9 protein-coding genes, 1 tRNA gene and 1 pseudogene are annotated in these 15,209 nt (G+C 59.4%); 6 read left to right on the plus strand and 5 right to left on the minus strand.

Features of this window, described 5'->3' with window-relative positions:
• From CSZ94_RS28985 to CSZ94_RS25050, 4 genes and pseudogenes are all read right to left on the minus strand, one after another.
• Positions 1 to 148 (minus strand): annotated as a pseudogene (locus CSZ94_RS28985) (IS5/IS1182 family transposase); the annotation flags it as partial.
• Between the two features lie 85 nt (positions 149 to 233).
• Entirely contained in the window at positions 234 to 1,943 is a 1,710-nt protein-coding gene (gene ybaL, locus CSZ94_RS25040; RefSeq protein ID WP_102124005.1) for a YbaL family putative K(+) efflux transporter, read from the minus strand.
• Positions 1,944 to 2,154: 211 nt separating this feature from the next.
• Positions 2,155 to 3,276, minus strand: coding sequence for a beta-ketoacyl-ACP synthase III (locus tag CSZ94_RS25045; RefSeq protein ID WP_102124006.1), 1,122 nt, complete (start codon positions 3,274 to 3,276; stop codon positions 2,155 to 2,157).
• A gap of 180 nt (positions 3,277 to 3,456) precedes the next feature.
• The gene (locus CSZ94_RS25050; protein WP_102124007.1) at positions 3,457 to 4,911 is read right to left on the minus strand and encodes a S41 family peptidase; all 1,455 of its coding nucleotides are present in this window, start codon (positions 4,909 to 4,911) and stop codon (positions 3,457 to 3,459) included.
• A gap of 807 nt (positions 4,912 to 5,718) precedes the next feature.
• Here CSZ94_RS25050 and CSZ94_RS25060 point away from each other — a divergent pair.
• The 3 genes from CSZ94_RS25060 (at position 5,719) to CSZ94_RS25070 (ending at position 12,214) form a co-directional block, all read left to right on the plus strand.
• Positions 5,719 to 7,812 carry a M13 family metallopeptidase gene (locus CSZ94_RS25060; RefSeq protein WP_102124008.1) on the plus strand — a complete coding sequence of 698 codons (2,094 nt, stop codon included), beginning with the start codon at positions 5,719 to 5,721 and terminating at the stop codon, positions 7,810 to 7,812.
• 173 nt (positions 7,813 to 7,985) lie between these two features.
• Complete coding sequence (locus tag CSZ94_RS25065; protein ID WP_102124009.1) at positions 7,986 to 10,067, plus strand: M13 family metallopeptidase; 2,082 nt, start codon at positions 7,986 to 7,988, stop codon at positions 10,065 to 10,067.
• A gap of 242 nt (positions 10,068 to 10,309) precedes the next feature.
• Positions 10,310 to 12,214, plus strand: coding sequence for a methyl-accepting chemotaxis protein (locus tag CSZ94_RS25070; RefSeq protein ID WP_102124013.1), 1,905 nt, complete (start codon positions 10,310 to 10,312; stop codon positions 12,212 to 12,214).
• Between the two features lie 114 nt (positions 12,215 to 12,328).
• On the opposite strand, the gene CSZ94_RS25075 is transcribed toward CSZ94_RS25070, so the two are convergent.
• On the minus strand, positions 12,329 to 12,892 hold the full coding sequence (locus CSZ94_RS25075; RefSeq protein WP_102124010.1) for a c-type cytochrome: 564 nt from the start codon (positions 12,890 to 12,892) through the stop codon (positions 12,329 to 12,331).
• Positions 12,893 to 13,091: 199 nt separating this feature from the next.
• On the opposite strand from CSZ94_RS25075, the gene CSZ94_RS25080 reads away from it, so the two are divergent.
• The 3 genes from CSZ94_RS25080 (at position 13,092) to CSZ94_RS25090 (ending at position 14,869) form a co-directional block, all read left to right on the plus strand.
• Positions 13,092 to 13,167, plus strand: a tRNA-Arg gene (locus CSZ94_RS25080).
• Between the two features lie 162 nt (positions 13,168 to 13,329).
• Complete coding sequence (locus CSZ94_RS25085; RefSeq protein ID WP_102124011.1) at positions 13,330 to 14,601, plus strand: site-specific integrase; 1,272 nt, start codon at positions 13,330 to 13,332, stop codon at positions 14,599 to 14,601.
• Positions 14,602 to 14,647: 46 nt separating this feature from the next.
• Entirely contained in the window at positions 14,648 to 14,869 is a 222-nt protein-coding gene (locus CSZ94_RS25090; protein WP_102124012.1) for a helix-turn-helix transcriptional regulator, read from the plus strand.
• Positions 14,870 to 15,209 lie beyond the last annotated feature (340 nt).

Here is a 15,209-nt window from a genome sequence, read left to right on the forward strand (position 1 = left end):
AATACAGCGCCTGGAAATCATCGTTCATGTTGGCCAGGATGGCATCGACCAGTACTCGCAATTTGCGCAAGGGATGCGCATCCGGGATGCGTTCCTCCAACGAGCGGTAACTGTACAGAGAGTGCTGGATGACGTCGGTCTTGCGCATGATGGCGGTGGGAAAGTGGGGCTGATGAAACAACGTTTACCGGCCCGTGATGGTTGACGGGCACGGCGATTAATTCAACACCCTGTTAGTGGCCATGCCCCTTCTTCACCGTCTCAAAACTCTGCAGCACATGTTCGGCCATGCCATTCGCCAGCTCGTGTTCGCCAATAAAGACTTTGCCCGCGTTTTCCGCGCGCAGCAATTCCGCCTCTTCCTCGCTGTGCGTGCGCACCACCGTCAGGATGGCGGGATTCAGCGCGCGCGCCGTTGCTATCATGGCGCGCACGTGGAAGGTGTCCGGCGTGGCGATGACGAGCATGGTGGCGTGCGTGATGTGCGCCTGGATCAGCACGGCTGGTTCGCCCGCATTGCCGGCCACGGCCGGAATGCCCTGCTTGCGCAGCTGGTCGACGATGTCGCGGTTTTCCTCTGCCACGACAAAGTGGATACCCCGCTCCATCAGGGCGGCGGCGATGCGCTGGCCCACGCGGCCATAACCGACCAGCACGATCTGCCCCGACAGCTTTTCCTGCGGCACCGTCATCGGCAGTTCGGCCAGCGGGTCGGTGGTGCGTTCGAACTTGCGCGCGAAATCGCTGTTGCCGATCACGCGCAGCAGTGGCTTGGCCAGGCTGAACACCAGCGGGTTGAGGGCGATGGACAGGATGGCGCCGGCCAGGATCAGGCTTTGTCCTTCCTGCGGCATCAGGCCCAAGGAGAGGCCCAGGGCGGCCAGGATGAACGAGAATTCGCCGATCTGCGCCAGGCTGGCCGAGACGATGATGGCCGTTTTCGGCGGATAACGCAGGGCCATCACCAGCAAAAAGGCGGCGATCGACTTGCCGAAGATAATGATGGCGCACACGGCCAGCACTTGCAGCGGCTTGTCGACGAGGATGTTCGGCTCGAACAACATGCCGACGGAAACGAAGAACAGCACGGCGAAGGCGTCGCGCAGGGGCAGCGACTCTTCTGCGGCGCGATGACTGAGTTCGGACTCGCGCAGCACCATGCCGGCGAAGAAGGCACCCAGCGCAAACGACACGCCGAACAGCTTGGTCGAAGCATAGGCGATGCCGACGGCGGCGGCGATCACGCACAGGGTAAACAGTTCGCGCGAGCCGGTGCGCGCCACTTGCCACAAAATCCACGGGAACAGCTTGCGGCCCACCACCAGCATGAAGACGATGAAGCCGGCCACCTGGCCCAGCGTGACGGCCAGGGTGCGCCACAGGCTGACCTGTTCCGCGCCCGGCGCGACCGTGCCGCCCAGCGCACCGGCGAAGGCCGGCAACAGCACCAGGACCAGCACGGTGACCAGGTCTTCCACCACCAGCCAGCCGACGGCGATGCGGCCGTTCAGGGAGTCGAGAATGCCCCGTTCCTCCAGTGCGCGCAGCAGCACCACGGTACTGGCCACGGACAGGGCCAGGCCGAAGATCAGCCCGCCACCGAGGCTCCAGCCCCACCAGTGGGCCAGGCCCATGCCCATCGCCGTGGCGACGGCGATCTGCAAGATGGCGCCGGGCAGCGCGATCTTGCGCACATCCCACAAGTCGTCGATGGAAAAATGCAGGCCGACACCGAACATCATCAGCATCACCCCGATCTCCGCCAATTGCCCTGCCAGCTCTGCATCGGCGACAAAACCGGGCGTGGCCGGTCCTATCATGATGCCGGCGGCCAGATAGCCGACCAGGGCCGGCAGTTTCATGCGAGTGGCGATGAAGCCGAAGACGAGGCCGAACCCGAGGGCGGCGGCGATGGTGGTGATCAGACTGATGTCATGGGGCATGCGTGCTGGGTTCCTTATGGGGACGTGCGGATGGAAAAAGACGGTGTTCAGCGATCGAGTATAAACGCAACAAAGCTGCGGCTGGAATGTTACTGCCGCTTTTTTTTACAAAAAATTTGCGCACCATCTTCGTCCAGGTGGCCACGAACGCATGCCATCCACTGTGATCTGCGCCTAATTGAGGCAATCAGGCGCATCCCGCCCCAAACCCTTACACCTTGCGCACGACCACGCAGCCGATGGAGTAGCCGGCGCCAAACGAGCAGATGACGCCCATGGCGCCCGCCGCCATATCATCCTGATATTGATGGAAGGCGATGATGGAACCGGCCGACGAAGTGTTGGCGTAAGTGTCGAGGATCACGGGCGCCTCGTTGGCCTCGGCGTCGCGGCCCAGGATCAGGCGCGCGATCAGCAAGTTCATGTTCAGGTTGGCCTGGTGCAGCCAGTAACGGCTCACTTGCGCTACTTCCACGCAGGCCTTGGCCAGGGTGACCTTGATCATCTCGGCCGCCATCGGGCACACTTCCTTGAAGACCTTGCGGCCTTGTTGGCGGAACAATTTGTCTTCCTTGCCCACGCCGGATGCGTCAAAACGGTTGAGGAAGCCGAAATTGTTGCGGATGGCATTCGAGAAGCGCGTTTTGAGTTGCGTACCGATGATCTCGAACTGGTGCTGCGACACGGCCGTGTCCTTGGCTTCGACGACGATGGCGGTGCAGGCGTCGCCGAAAATGAAATGGCTGTCGCGGTCGCGCCAGTTCAGGTGGCCGCTGGTGATTTCGGGATTGAGCACCAGCACGGCGCGCGCCTGGCCGCTTTGCACGGCGGCCACCGCTTGCTGGATGCCGAAGGTGGCGGACGAGCACGCCACATTCATGTCAAAACCATAACCATCGATACCCAGCGCATCCTGCACTTCCACCGCCATGGCGGGATAGGCGCGCTGCATATTGCTGCAGGCCACCAGCACCATGTCGATGTCGGCCGGCGCGCGGCCGGCGCGCGCCAGCGCGTCACGCGCGGCGGCGACAGCCATTTCCGCCTGCAAGGACAGTTCGTCATCGCCCCGCTCCGCAATGCGCGAGACCATGCGGGCCGGATCGAGGATGCCTGCCTTTTCCATCACGAAGCGCGACTTGATGCCGGACGCTTTTTCGATGAAGGCCACGCTCGACAGGTCCAGCGCCGTTACCGTGCCCGCGGCGATCGCGTCGGCGTGATCGGCATTGAATTTTTCTGCGTAGGCATTGAAGCAGGTGACCAGTTCTTCGTTGGAGATCGAAAATGGCGGCGTGTACAGTCCGGTACCGCTGATGACGACTTGTTTCATGGTTAAACTTTCAAATTTGGCAATCGGCGCGTTGCCGATAAGTGAAGCAAATTTTACACAAACGGACTCGACTGTAGAGAGTTTCGTGCTGCGGGGGAGGGGGAAGTGTGGCGCAAGCTTGATTTTTGTCGCATAGACGGCTTACCGGGGGGCATTGCGCCCCCCTGCTGGCGGTGTTGCTTATTTCTTCTGTTCTTTCTTGATGTCGGCTTGCACCACCACGGGTTCGGCCTTGGCCAGTTGCACCGGTAAACCCTTCAGGTGGTTCAGCGCCTGGTGCAGCTGGAAATCGTCCTTGCTGCCAAATTCCAGCGGCTTGCGGGTTTTTTCCAGGGCGATGATGCGCAATTGCTCTTCCATCTCGTCGTTGACGGGCGCAGCCTTGGCGCCGTTGTTGGCGCTGCCTTGGTCGCGGTCGTTGCTCAGGTGCTTGGAGAGGTCCGCTTCGCGGATGCGCAAGCCGTTCAAGCCGTCGCCGTCCGCATTTTCATCGACCAGCAAGTCGGGCACGATGCCCGTGGCCTGGATCGAGCGGCCATTCGGCGTGTAGTAGCGGGCCGTGGTCAGCTTGACAGCCGTGTCGGCGGTCAATTGGCGGATGGTTTGCACGGAACCCTTGCCGAAGGTTTGCGTGCCGATGATGGTGGCGCGCTTATAGTCTTGCAGGGCGCCGGCGACGATTTCCGAGGCCGAGGCCGAGCCCGTGTTGACCAGCACCACCAGCGGCACTTTCTTGATAGCTGCCGGCAATTTTGCCAGCGCATCGCCTTCCGAACGGAAGGTATAGTATTCGGCGCGGCCGTAGAACACCTGTTTTGAATCGGGCAACTGGCCATTCGTCGAGACGATGGCCGCGTCCTTCGGCAGGAAGGCGGCCGAGACGCCGATGGCGCCCTGCAGCACGCCGCCCGGATCGTTGCGCAGGTCCAGCACCATGCCCTTGATGTTCGGGTCTTGCTGGTACAGGGCCGTGATCTGCGCGGCCATGTCGTCGACGGTCGGTTCCTGGAATTGCGACACGCGCAGCCAGGCGTAGCCCGGCTCGACCATCTTCGCCTTCACGCTTTTTTGATGGATTTCCTCGCGCGTGATGGTGAAGGCCAGCGGCTGCGGTTCATCCTTGCGGGCAATCGTCAGCGACACCTTGGTGCCCGGTTCGCCGCGCATGCGCTTGACGCTGTCGTCCAGGCTGACGCCTTTCACGGGCTGGCCATCCAGGCGAGTAATTAAATCGCCGGCCTTGATGCCTGCACGGTAGGCGGGCGTATCCTCGATGGGCGAGACGATCTTGATGTAGCCGTCTTCGCTCATGCCGATTTCAATGCCCAGGCCGACAAACTTGCCTTCGGAGCCTTCGCGCAGCTCGGCGTAGGCTTTTTTGTCCAGGTAGGCGGAATGGGGGTCGAGCGAGGCAACCATGCCGGAAATGGCGTCTTCCAGCAGTTTCTTGTCTTCCACCGGCTCGACGTAATCGGACTTGATCAGGCCAAACACATCGGCCAACTGGCGCAACTCTTCCAGCGGCAGGGGCGGCTCGACGGTTTTTTGCGCCATGGCCGAAAATTGCAGCGACACGGCGACACCGGCCACCACGCCCAGGCCGATCAAGCCGGTATTTTTGAGTTTGCCCATCATTGCACCTTTGCAGCTAGCGTGTCTTGCATAGGCGCCAGTCCCCGTGGAGCGGCGCTTTCCTGAAAGTATAGACCTGAATCACTGCCGGCGTGGACCGGTCGTGGAAAAAGCCTACCTGGGTCCAGTCTACGCGCGAAAACGGGGCTGTCAGCTTGCCATATGTTGCAGCTTTGTATGCGCTGTATAGTGCATCTTGAGGGGAGTAAGTATTTGTAAGAGTCGAAAAAAAGCGTGTGCGGCGGCCCTATAGTGGATTCGCATTCTCGACCCGAAGTGGTTTTGCCTGCATCTGCGGACGCAGGCTTTTTTTTATCTGCGGGCTCAGGCTCATTTAGACTGGAACTTCTTCTTTCCCCGCAGATAAAAAAATGTTAACTGATTTACAGGCAGGTGCCGCGCTCACAACGCTGATTGAAAAGTATCTGAGGGGGCGCGATCCGGATGCCGGCCTGCTGATCGACATCGTTCAAGATCCGTCACGGCAAGTGCCGATTAGGGTGTGCTCGAAGATATCGGGCAGTTCAACGACACGCAGTTCACGCAACAGGAGCTGGCGCTGATCGACGAGCTGCTGTATCTGTATGGATAAACGCGCCATGCGCTTTTCCAGGCCACGCCATGCGCGCGGGAATGGACAATGAAAGCCCCTTGAGCCTGGTCGAACTGAGCGGCGATCCCGGGCAGTCCGGGGGCAAGGATGGCCAAATGGCATGCTCGCGTGCTACATTCCTGCAGCGCCTGGCGCGGCGGGCTATCCGCCCGCAGCTATCTGCCCGGTCTTTTTGACATGCCCCATAAGGACAATTCGTGAATCGCTATCTCTTGAGCAGTCTGACCCTGACCCTGTTGGCTGCGTTTGCCCAGGCCGCCGAACCGGCATCCGCCGCATCCTCCGTGTCGGCACCAACCGTGGCGCCCAGTGTCGCACCTTCCGCGCCTGCCGCCGCTGGCGTCGTTTCCGGCATCGATGTGCAGTACATCGACCCTGCCGTGCGCGTGCAGGACGATTTTTTCACCCATTTGAATGGCAAGTGGCTGGCCACGACCGAGATTCCGGCCGACAAGTCGAGCTGGGGTTCGTTCGCCAAGCTGCGCGATGACACCACGCCACAGTTGCGCGGCATCATCGAAGCCACGCAACAGGACAAGCACAAGAAGGCCGGTTCCGAAGCGCAGAAAATCGGCGATATGTACGCCAGCTACATGGATGAAGCCAAGCTCGAAGCGCTGGGCACGAAGCCGTTGGCCGGCGAACTGAACCGTATCCGCTCGCTGCGCGACAAGAAGGGCGTGCCCGCCCTGATCGCCCACCTGAGCCAGACGGGGGTGTCAACCCCGTACGCCGTCTACGTGGGCCAGGATGCCCGTGCCTCGACGAAATATGCCGCCTACGTGAGCCAGAGCGGCCTGGGCATGCCCGACCGCGACTATTATCTGGAAGCCAAGCAGGCGGGCGTGAAAGAAAAATACCAGGCGCACGTGGAAAAAATGCTGGCCATGGCCGGCGACCAGAATGCCGCCGCCCGTGCCAAGGCTGTCGTTGCGCTGGAAACGGCTCTGGCCGAAGTGCAATGGACCAAGGTCGAGAACCGCGACCCCGTGAAACGCTACAACAAGACCGATATCAACAAGCTCAACGATCTGACCCCCGGCTACGACCTGAAGTCCAGCCTGGCTGCCTTGGGCATCGCCAACAAGGTCGATTACGTCATCGTCAACCAGCCGAGCTACCTGGCCGGCTACAACAAGGTGCTGGCTAGCACCGACCTGGACACCCTGAAAGCGTATTTCGAATGGCAGTTGCTGCGCAGCTACGCCAACTACCTGTCGAAAAACTTCGTCGATGAAAGCTTTGCCTTCTACGGCACGTTACTCAGCGGCGTGACGGAAAACCAGCCGCGCTGGAAGCGTGGCGTGGGCGCCGTCGAAGGCGTGCTGGGCGAAGCCGTCGGTAAACTGTACGTCGCGCAATATTTCCCGGCAGAGCGCAAGGCGCACATGCAGGAACTGGTGAAAAACGTGCTGGCCGCCTACAAGGACAGTATCGACACCTTGGACTGGATGAGCCCGGAGACCAAGAAAGAAGCGCAAGCCAAGCTGGCCAAGTTCACGCCGAAGATCGCGTATCCGAACAAATGGCGCGATTACACGAAGCTGCAAATCGTCCAGGGCGACCTGGTGGGCAACATGATGCGCGCCGCCAATTTTGGTTCCGCCCGCCAGGTGGCCAAGCTGGGCAAACCGATCGACCGCGAAGAGTGGGGCATGACGCCGCAAACGGTGAACGCCTATTACAGCTCGACGATGAATGAAATCGTCTTCCCCGCGTCCATCCTGCAGCCGCCGTTCTTCGACGCCAACGCGGACGACGCCGTCAACTATGGCGCCATCGGCGCCGTCATCGGCCATGAAATCAGCCACGGTTTCGACGACAAGGGCAGCCAGTCCGATGGCGACGGCAACCTGCGCGACTGGTGGACCCCGGCCGACCGCAAGAACTTCGCCGCCAAGGCCGATGCGCTGACCAAGCAGTACGACGGCTATAGCCCATTGCCGGGCTACAACGTCAACGGCGCGCTGACCCTGGGCGAGAACATCGCCGATAACTCGGGCGTGGCGATTGCCTATAAAGCCTACAAGATTTCGCTGGGCGGCAAACCGGCGCCCGTGCTCGATGGCTTGACGGGCGACCAGCGCTTCTACATGGGCTTTGGCCAGGTCTGGCGCAGCAAGATGCGCGCAGCACAGCAAATCGTGCAAATCAAGACCGACCCCCATTCGCCGGGCCAGTACCGCGCGAATGGCACCATGGTCAACCAGCCAGGCTTCTATGAAGCGTTTGGCGTGAAACCGGGCGACAAGATGTATGTCGCGCCGGAAAACCGCGTCATTATCTGGTAAACGTAACAAGCTTAATACTGTAGCAATAAAGAGACCGCCGCACGTGGTCTCTTTTGTATTTCTGCCAAAGTTCTTTCTCCGTTTTCGGCCGGTATGCTACAGTCAAAAACCGGGCCAGAAGCCCTGGGCGTTCTGACCCTTATGTTTCCACACAATACTGAGGACTAACTACTGTGAATCGATATTTGTTAAGTGCATTGACCCTGAGTTTGCTGGCCGGCGTGTCCGGCATGGCTGGCGCCGCTGATACCGCCAAGAAAACTGCTGCTGCGCCGGCTACCGCCACGGCCGCCGCGCCTGCGGCGCTGACGTCCGGCATCGCCATCGAATACGTCGACCCTGCCGTGCGCGCGCAGGACGACCTGTTCCAGCACCTGAATGGCAAATGGCTGGCGGAAACCGTGATCCCTGCCGACAAGTCGAGCTGGGGCAGCTTTGCCAAGTTGGCCGACGATACGCAAACGCAGCTGCGCGGCATCGTCGAAGGCGCTAGCGCCGACAAGGCCCGCGTGGCCGGTTCGAATGCCCAGAAGATCGGTGATTTTTATAATAGTTTCATGGATGAAGCCAAGCTGGAAAGCCTGGGCCTGACGCCCTTGAAGGCGGAGCTGGCGAAGATCGCCGCACTGCAGGACAAGGCGGAGTTGCCGGCCGTCATCGCCCATTTCAGCAAGCTGGGCGTGACCTCGCCTTACGATTTCGCCATCCACCAGGACGCCAAGGATTCCACCAAATACGTGGCCGACATCGTGCAAAGCGGCCTGGGCTTGCCTGACCGCGATTACTACCTGGAAGAGGGCAAGGCCGATACGCGCGCCAAATACCTGGCCCACGTGGAAAAAATGCTCAGCTTGTCCGGCGACGCGAACGCTGCCGCGAATGCGAAAGCCATTGTGGCCCTGGAAACGGACCTGGCCAAGGAGCAATGGAGCAATGTGCAGAACCGCGACCCCGTCAAGACCTACAACAAGGTGGAACTGGCGAAGCTGGCCGCCGTGGCGCCAGGCTACGACTGGGCCCGCTACCTGAAGGACACGGGCATTGCCGGCAAGGTCAATTATGTGATCGTCAGCCAGCCCAGCTACCTGAAAGGCTTTGCCGAGATCGCCAACAAGACGCCGCTGGACACATGGAAAGCGTATTTCCAGTGGCACTTGCTGCACGCCAACGCCGGCTACCTGCCGAAAGCGTATGTCGATGAAAACTTCGCCTTCTATGGCACGACCCTGACGGGCGTGACGGAAATGCGTCCGCGCTGGAAACGTGGCGTGGGCGCCGTCGAAGGCGCGCTGGGCGAAGCCGTGGGCCAGTTGTACGTGGAGCAATATTTCCCGGCCGAGCGCAAGGTGCGCATGGAAGCGCTGGTCAAAAACCTGATGACGGCTTACAAGCAAAGCATCGACAAGCTCGACTGGATGAGCCCTGTCACCAAGAAACAGGCGCAGATCAAGCTGGCCAAGTTCACCACCAAGATCGGCAATCCGAACAAATGGCGCGATTACTCGGGCCTGACGGTGGCGCAGGACGATTTGATCGGCAACATCCAGCGTTCGCACCTGCTCAACTACAACCGCGAATTGAACAAGCTGGGCCAGCCCATCGACCGCGACGAGTGGGGCATGACGCCGCAGACCGTGAACGCCTATTACAACCCGGAATTGAACGAAATCGTCTTCCCGGCCGCCATCCTGCAAGCGCCGTTCTTCGACGCCAAGGCGGACGACGCCGTCAATTATGGCGCCATCGGCGGCGTGATCGGCCATGAAATCAGCCACGGTTTCGACGACCAGGGTGCCCAGTACGATGGCGACGGCAATCTGCGCGACTGGTGGACCAAGACCGACCATAAAAACTTCGCCAAGAAAACCAAGCAACTGGTGGCGCAGTACAACAGCTTCAGCCCTGTCAAGGGCCACTTCGTCAACGGCGAACTGACCCTGGGCGAAAACATCGCCGACAATTCCGGCGTGGCGATTGCTTATAAAGCGTATAAATTGTCGCTGAATGGCAAGAAAGCCCCCGTCATCGACGGTTTCACGGGCGAGCAGCGCTTTTATGCTGGCTTTGCCCAGGTCTGGCGCATGAAGATGCGCGAAGCGCAGCAACTGGTCTTGCTGAAAACGGACCCGCACTCGCCAGGCCAGTTCCGCGCCAACGGCACCATGCGCAACCAGCCCGGCTTCTATCAAGCCTTCGACGTGAAACCGGGCGACAAGATGTATCTGCCACCGAAAGACCGCGTCATCATGTGGTAATACTGCTGCTCAAAGCCTGAGTTGCCAGCCGCCCCGCGCAAGCCGGGCGGCTTTTTTTGCGCCCGACATGGCCGTGCTACCGCGGAAGCAAGCTGAGCACAATGAGGGAAGTGTTGCGCAGCTAGGGGGTGATTTCCCTTGCTCGTTGACAACGAAGATTGAAGCGCCTATACCTGGATGAAAACAATAATCAACCTGTGTAGCGTCCCATGTGTCATCAAAAAGGAAACATTGTGAGAGACATATTTCGTACCAGCCAAGCCCGTTTTATCACCCTGTTCAGTCTTGTTTTTGTGGTGTTGCTGGTCATGACCCTGGCCGTCATCCATTTTTTCGTTACGCCGGACTTGAAACGCACCGAGGGCATGGTGGTCGGTTTTGATGTCAGTAAAATTTCCACCAGGATTACCGAGCAGCTGCGACAGGTGGAGGCCCAGCAGCGCAGCATCACCCAGACGGTGGCGCTGATGGACAGCGCGGCGATCGACGTCCTGTTGCCGGGGCTGGTTGACCAGTACTCCGACCCGAATGTGTTTGGCGGCGGCATCTGGCCGCTACCGAAAAAGCGCGATCCCGAGCGCGACAAGTTCAGCACCTTTTTCGCCCGCGACGCTTCCAACAAACTGGTCGTCAACACCCACTGGAACTCGCCGGAGTCGTTGAAGTACTTCGAGCAGAGCTGGTATCTGGGCGGACTCAAGTCGGCCAAGGGGCATTGCGACTGGGCCAAGGCTTACAAGGACGACGCCAGTGCGCAGCCGCGCACCAACTGCGCCATGCCGATCTACAAGGATAACGAGCTGTACGGTGTTTCCACCATCGACGTCACGCTGGGCTTTTTCAACCGCCTGGTGGCCGACATGGAGAAAACGATCCACGGCCAGATCCTGATCGTCGAACGCGACGGCAAGATCATCAGCAACAGTACGTATATCAAGGACGAGATCGTACTCAAGAAAGTCGAGGATCTGGCGTCCAGTTCGCCGATGGTGGCGGAAATCGGCCGCCTGCTGCCCAAGCTCGATGCGCAGGGCGTGGCCGAATCGGAGTATCGCAGCGACGGCACGCCCCACACGCTGTTCCTGAAGGCAATACCGGGTAGTCCGTGGGTGCTGGCGACTGGTTTGCCGACCAGCCGGCTGACCGAGCAAAGCGACCGTATCTTGAGCAAGCTGGGCATGGTGCAGATCCCCATCGCTTTGTTGCTGCTGGCCATGTTTATCGGCATCATCCGTCTGTTCATGGGACGCCTGGGTGTACTCAAGAGCAATATTGACGCCCTGTCGGCTGGCGACGCCGACCTGACGCGGCGCCTGCCGGGTGGCGGTGGCAGCGAGTTCAACGATGTGGCCGGCAGCTTCAACGCCTTCATCGAACGGTTGCAACTGATGATGCGCGAAATCGGTCGCAGCACCGGCTCCATTGCGCTGGCCTCGCGTGAAATCGCCAACGGCAACCAGGATCTGTCGGCCCGCACCGAAAGCCAGGCCAGTGCGCTCGAGCAGACCGCCGCGTCGATGGAGGAGTTGACCGGCACCGTCAGGCAGAACGTCAGCAGCGGCCAGGAGGCCAACCGTCTGGCGCTGGACGCCTCGCAGGTGGCGGCGCGGGGCGGCGCGGTGGTGACGCAGGTGGTCGAGACGATGGGCGCGATCGAACGCTCGTCGAAGAAAATCGCCGACATCATCAGCGTCATCGACGGCATCGCCTTCCAGACCAACATCCTGGCGTTGAACGCGGCCGTCGAGGCGGCCCGGGCTGGCGAGCAGGGCCGCGGCTTTGCCGTGGTGGCATCCGAGGTGCGCAACCTGGCGCACCGCTCGGCCACGGCGGCCAAGGAAATCGGCGCGCTGATCGTCGAATCGGTGCACAACGTTGACGCCGGCACCAAGCTGGTCGACCAGGCTGGCGCCACCATGCACGAGATCGTCGCCGGCACAGACAAGGTCGCCAACATCATCGGCGAGATTCTGCTGGCCAGCCAGGAGCAGGAAACGGGCATCGGCCAGGTCAACCAGGCCATCGTCCAGCTCGACGACAATACCCAGCAAAATGCCGCGCTGGTGGAGCAGGCGGCAGCAGCAGCCCATTCGATGCAGGAGCAGACCGGCAAGCTCGAGCAGATCATCGGCGCGTTCAAGCTGTAGCGCGACGCGCATCGACATCAAAAAAGCCGCCCGGTTCAGTTGAACCGGGCGGCTTTTTCACATCCGAAGCACCCCTGGGGCCGCTTCAACGCGCCGCCTGAAGCGGCATCGCGACTATTTCTTCACTTCTTCCACTGGTGCGCTAGCGCCGTCAGCGGCTGCGGCCGGTGCCGGCACTTCCGGTTCCTTGAACTTGCCGCCCGAAGCGTTGGCCATGTAGACGACGGCGCGCGCCACTTCTACATCGTCGAGGTCGGGATTGCCGCCCTTGGCCGGCATCGCGCGCAAGCCTTCGATGGCGTGTTTCACGACCGTATCGTAGCCCTGGGCCAGGCGGGCCGACCAGCTGCCCGCATCGCCAAACTTCGGTGCACCGGCCATGCCGGCACCGTGGCATGCCACGCAGGTGGCCGTGTAGACGGCTTCGCCGCCTTGCAGCACCTTCGGACCGCTGGCATCCTTGAAGGTAAAGCCGGCGTTGGCCACGGGGCTCAGGCGCTCTGCAATGGCTTCCGGCGACTGGCTGTCCGTACCGGCACCCGTCAGTTTTTGCGCCGTGACGAACTGCACCAGCAAGATGATGCCGATGACGGTGAGGAGAAAGAAGCCCGCTACGGCGGCAAGCAATTGTTTAGGCGTTTTGATCGCTGATTGTTGTTCGTTATGTGCGTCGCTCATGATGTCCTTAGTCCAGATTTGAAACTGATGGCCGTGTAAGGTAGCATTTTTACATGCTTGTATGTAAACCTTTATGAAACCCACAATTATAGGCACAAAAATTGAGCAGCGACATGCAATTGCCGACGATACGACAGTTTCCGTAGACGTAGGTAAAGAAAAACGGTATCCTTCGCATCACTTCAGAAATTCCCCCTACGCGGCTGTAGCTCAGTGGATAGAGTATTGGCCTCCGAAGCCAAGGGTCGTGGGTTCGATCCCCGCCAGCCGCACCAGCATTCATGCGCCTTTCAAGCAGATCAGCGTAATGGAACTTAGCTTCGAATCGTTTTTGGGAAAAGTTTTGGGAAAAATCCCGTGGAAACCTTCCTGATTTTGCGTACGCGGAGACAGCCAATTTTTCCTATACGTAACTCCTACAACTCTGGAGTTACGCTATGTCAAAAAAGCAAAACGGTCGCCTGGAAAAGCATATCTACGTTGAAGAGCGGAGCGGCTCGCTCCGCTTCAAGGTGGTTGTCCCTCCGTTCCAAGATTCTGCAACCTTCTCAACCATGGACGAGGGCGCGCGTTGGGCTCGTCGCCGACGAGTGGAATTTTTGGAGAGCAAAGCCTCCAACAAGGAACTGGCTTTGCCAGAACGGGTCCATGTTGTGTCGGCATCTTCCGGTTTCCCACATGTCCCCAAGGCCCCGCTTCCCATCAGGCTGTCGGATGTGTTCGACTCTTATCAACAGAATGACCTTCCAAAGCTCACAGGCAAGGACGCAGAGGCATCACGTCTGGAAAGGCTGCGAAAATGGTTTGGGGAGCGTACTGTCGATCAATTGGATGAGGCCCTCATCGACAAATGGAAGGCGAGCCGCCTTGCCGGCAAATTGGGCTCCGGACGCGATCCAAATCGTGCGGCTACCATGGCCACTTCCGACGGTGCAAAGCCGCTTACAAAGCATCAGCGTTACGCGCGCAAAAAGGCGGGGAAGGAAGTGCCAAGCCTGCCGATCTATCCTGTCAGCACCCAGACCGCCCGGCATGAGCTGAACCTGCTACGTCGGTCGGTGACGAAATATTTAGATAAAGAAAACCGTTGGCCTACGTATGGCGCATGGTGGCAAGCTCATTCCTTGATGCGGATGCAGCTTCCAGACGCTGCAGAGCCTCGCAATCGGCGCGTATCGGATAATGAGTTGCTGAAAGTGTTTAACAGTATCGAGGACATGACCTTGAAGTCGGCCATTCTGTTTGCGATATTGACGTCATTGCGTCGTGGTGAAATCGTTTCGTTGAGGTGGGAAGATGTCGACTTCCAGAGGATGGTGGTACGCCTGAGAAAGCCTGGATTCCTCACCAAGACGAAGGTTCATGCGAGAGAGGTTCCACTACTGCCTGGTGCTGTAAAGCTTCTGCAAGACCTGATCCCCAAAAAAAGTGGCTGTATCTTTCCCATGCCTGCAACTGACCTTAGTCATGGTTGGCGCGATGCAGCTGACAAGGCCGAAATTTATGATGCCAGGCTCCATGATTGCCGGCGCGAAGCGATTAGTCGACTTGTGGAGACTTGCCAGTTGAGGATGCATGAGGTCGTTTTGTTTTCCGGACATTCTGATATGCGTACCTTGGAAAAGCATTACCTGCGTTTGGACTCAGGCCGTATGGCGGCACGGCTGGCAGAGAACCTGGATGCGATCAACATGGCACCTTCCCTGTAACGTACATCACGAGTTTTCTTCCTATACTCTAATTTGGGGAGAAAATATGTACCTGACCAAGAAGGAAGTCGCCGAAGTGCTGCGTGTTTCCGTTCGTACCATCACTACCTACATGCAGCAAGGCGCGATTCCCAATCCGAAAAAGATCGGGGGGATTTTGCTCTGGGAGGAGGTGGAATTGCATCGTCGTATCAAGCATGCTTCGCCCAGTGCAGTCGAGCCAGAGCGCATCAAGCGTGGACGTCCGCGCAAGGTACTGTTTGCTTAACGTTACGAGCACCCCGTAATGGCCATGGAAATGGTTTCGCGGGGTGTTATGCGGAAGTCAGCTCATCTTTTGATAATTTTCAGGGCTAGTGCCAGCTTATGATACGGCAAGCTTGTCTACGTCATAGTCGAGATTCAGGAGTAGCTGAAGAGCTAACAGCCCATTGCTGATGATTCAAGCTTGGCGTTGGTCAAGGCCCAATGCCTGTCGTAGGGGGGTGTACTGAATTCTGTGTAAACGGTTTTTCGTTTAAGTCTGCGGTACCCGGTCTTCAAACTGGATGGCGAAGCGGTTCAGTGCCGCTTTCCAGTCCCGTATTGGCATCGTCCACTTCTTGCTA

It is taken from the genome of Janthinobacterium sp. ROICE36 (assembly GCF_002869965.1).
GTDB lineage: Bacteria > Pseudomonadota > Gammaproteobacteria > Burkholderiales > Burkholderiaceae_D > Janthinobacterium.